Raw genomic sequence first — 2,364 nt, 5'->3', positions numbered from 1 at the left:
CGCAGGCGCCGCCCCCGCCGCAGGGCCGGGGCCCAAACGCCCTTGGCCGCCATGGAAATCAAGGCTCTCCCGGCCGGTGCTTGCGCGCCCGCGGGGCGCCGGTATAGTCATTGCAAGTTACGTCACCAGCGTTCGCCGTTGTCATGCATCCGCAGGCCGGCGCTGCGCGCTTTCGGAGATTCGGTATGAAACGTCGTTCATGGTGCGCGCTCTTCATGGCGCTCGGTTCTTTGGCGCTGCCCGGCGCCGCGTCGGCGCAGGCAAAGTGGACCCTCGCCACGGGCTACCTGCCCGACGTGTTCCACACCGTCAACCTGCAGCAGTTCGCCCAGGAGGTGAACGACCGCACGAAAGGCGCGCTGGTGATCGACGTGCGCCCCGACAACAGCGTGGCCCGGCTGTCCGAGATCGCCGGCCAGGTGCGCGCCGGCAAGATCGCAGCGGGCGAGGTGCTGCTCAGCTCGCTGGCGGCCGACACCAAGCTGGCCGGGGCCGACGCCATTCCCTTCATCGTGGACAGCTACGACGACGCACTGCGGCTGTGGAAGGCGCAGCGCCCCGTGCTGCAGGAGGCGCTGGACCGGCAGGGCCTGGTGCCGCTGTACGCCGTGCCCTGGCCGGCCCAGGGTCTGTTCACCACGCGGTCCATCCGCCACGTGAGCGACCTGCGCGGCGCCAAGATGCGCAGCTACAGCCCCAGCACCGTGCGCATCGCCCAGCTGATGGGCGCCACGCCGGTGGACGTGCCCACCAAGGGCATCAACCAGGCCGTGCTGGACCGGCAGATCGACACGCTCTTCACCTCGCCCGTCACGGGCGTGGAGAACAAGGTGTGGGATCTGCCCATCAAATACTTCTACAACGTGCATGCCTGGTACCCGAAGAACCTGGTGCTGGTGAACAAGGCCCAGTGGCTGGCCCTGCCCGAAGGCACGCGCAAGATCGTCGAGGAGGCCGCCGCCCAGGCCCAGGTGCGCGGATGGAACGCGAGCAGCGCCGCGTCCACCGCCTCCATCGCCGAGCTGGCGCGCAACGGCATCAAGGTGGAGACGCCCGACTTCGAGCTGCGCCGCGAGCTGCGGCGCCTGGGCGAGCAGTTCTCGCTCGAATACATCCGCGACACCGGCGCCGACGGCAACCGCATGATGATTCCGTACTTCTCCGGCGAGAATGCCGCTGCCGCCAAGACCCGGTGAACGCCCTGCCGGCGTGGCGGCGCCCGATCGATCCGATCCATCCACCTTTCTTGCAAGGGATGCCCGCCATGACCAGCGTCTACGACTTCGAGGCCCGGCAGATGAACGGCCAGACCGTGCCCCTGCGGCAGTACGCGGGGCAGCTGCTGCTCATCGTCAACACGGCCAGCGCCTGCGGCTTCACGCCGCAGTTCGCCGGGCTGGAGGCCCTGCACCAGCAATACGGCCCCAAGGGGCTGGCCGTGCTGGGGTTTCCCTGCAACCAGTTCGGCCGCCAGGACCCGGGCAGCAACGACGAGATCGCCAGCTTCTGCCAGCTCAACTACGGTGTGAGCTTTCCGATGATGGCCAAGATCGACGTGAACGGCGCCGACGCCGACCCGCTGTACCGCTGGCTCAAGGCCGAGGCCCCGGGCCTGCTGGGCACCCAGGCGATCAAGTGGAACTTCACCAAGTTCCTCATCGGCCGGGACGGGCAGGTGCTGCGCCGCTACGGCCCGCGCGATACGCCGCAGTCCATGGCGCCGGACATCGCCGCCGCGCTGGCCGGCTGATGGACCGAGCGATCGGCGGGCCGATGCATTCCTAGCGGCCCTGCGGCTGCGGATCGCCGCGCACCACGAAGTGCCTGGAGAACCCCAGCGCCCGCGTGACGCCCCGAGGCTCCGAGACCAGCGGCATGCGAAAGCCCGGGCTGGGCAAAATCTCCACGCTCCAGTCGGTGTCACCGATGAAGCGGAACCGCACGGTGTGCTCGCCCTCCAGCCCGACCAGCGAAAAACTCCCCGTGGTGTAGGCCCCGCCGATGGTGGCCGCGTCCAGCGGCTGCCACTGGCCATCGAACAGCGTGATGTGCAGCAGGTCTTCCTGCGGCACATCGTCGGTGGTGAACAGCAGGTGAAAGCCCCGGCACTCGAAGGCCGCCTCCAGCACCAACCCGTCCACGCGGGCCTGCAGGGGCAGGCCGCCCTGCACGACCCGGCTTTGCATCGGGGCCTCGCCGCCCTCGGCGGGCAAGGGTGCCAGGGAAATGTCAGCGGGGGTGAGGATGCGCATCGCCGGCCCGCCGCTCACCACAGGAAATCCACGCCGAAGGCCGCCAGCGCGCCGCCCACGAACGCCCCGACGGTCACGCACACTGGCGCGCCGGGCCCGCAGGCCAGACCCG

At 69.5% G+C, this 2,364-nt stretch carries 3 protein-coding genes; 2 read left to right on the top strand and 1 reads right to left on the bottom strand.

Features of this window, described 5'->3' with window-relative positions:
- Positions 1 to 185: 185 nt before the first annotated feature.
- Together AC27IQ_RS22680 and AC27IQ_RS22675 are read left to right on the top strand one after the other, a co-directional pair.
- Positions 186 to 1,196 (top strand): TRAP transporter substrate-binding protein, encoded by a 1,011-nt coding sequence (locus tag AC27IQ_RS22680; protein WP_317357338.1) that lies wholly within the window; start codon positions 186 to 188, stop codon positions 1,194 to 1,196.
- A 68-nt stretch (positions 1,197 to 1,264) separates the two neighbouring features.
- Entirely contained in the window at positions 1,265 to 1,750 is a 486-nt protein-coding gene (locus AC27IQ_RS22675; RefSeq protein WP_317357335.1) for a glutathione peroxidase, read from the top strand.
- A 31-nt stretch (positions 1,751 to 1,781) separates the two neighbouring features.
- Here AC27IQ_RS22675 and AC27IQ_RS22670 read toward each other — a convergent pair whose 3' ends face one another.
- The gene (locus AC27IQ_RS22670) at positions 1,782 to 2,252 is read right to left on the bottom strand and encodes a hypothetical protein (protein ID WP_487090885.1); all 471 of its coding nucleotides are present in this window, start codon (positions 2,250 to 2,252) and stop codon (positions 1,782 to 1,784) included.
- Between the last annotated feature and the right edge of the window lie 112 nt (positions 2,253 to 2,364).

This window comes from Acidovorax sp. KPB24-07 (genome assembly GCF_057543315.1).
Note: the sequence above shows the minus strand (reverse complement) of the source record. Positions and strands in the feature narration are given on the sequence as shown.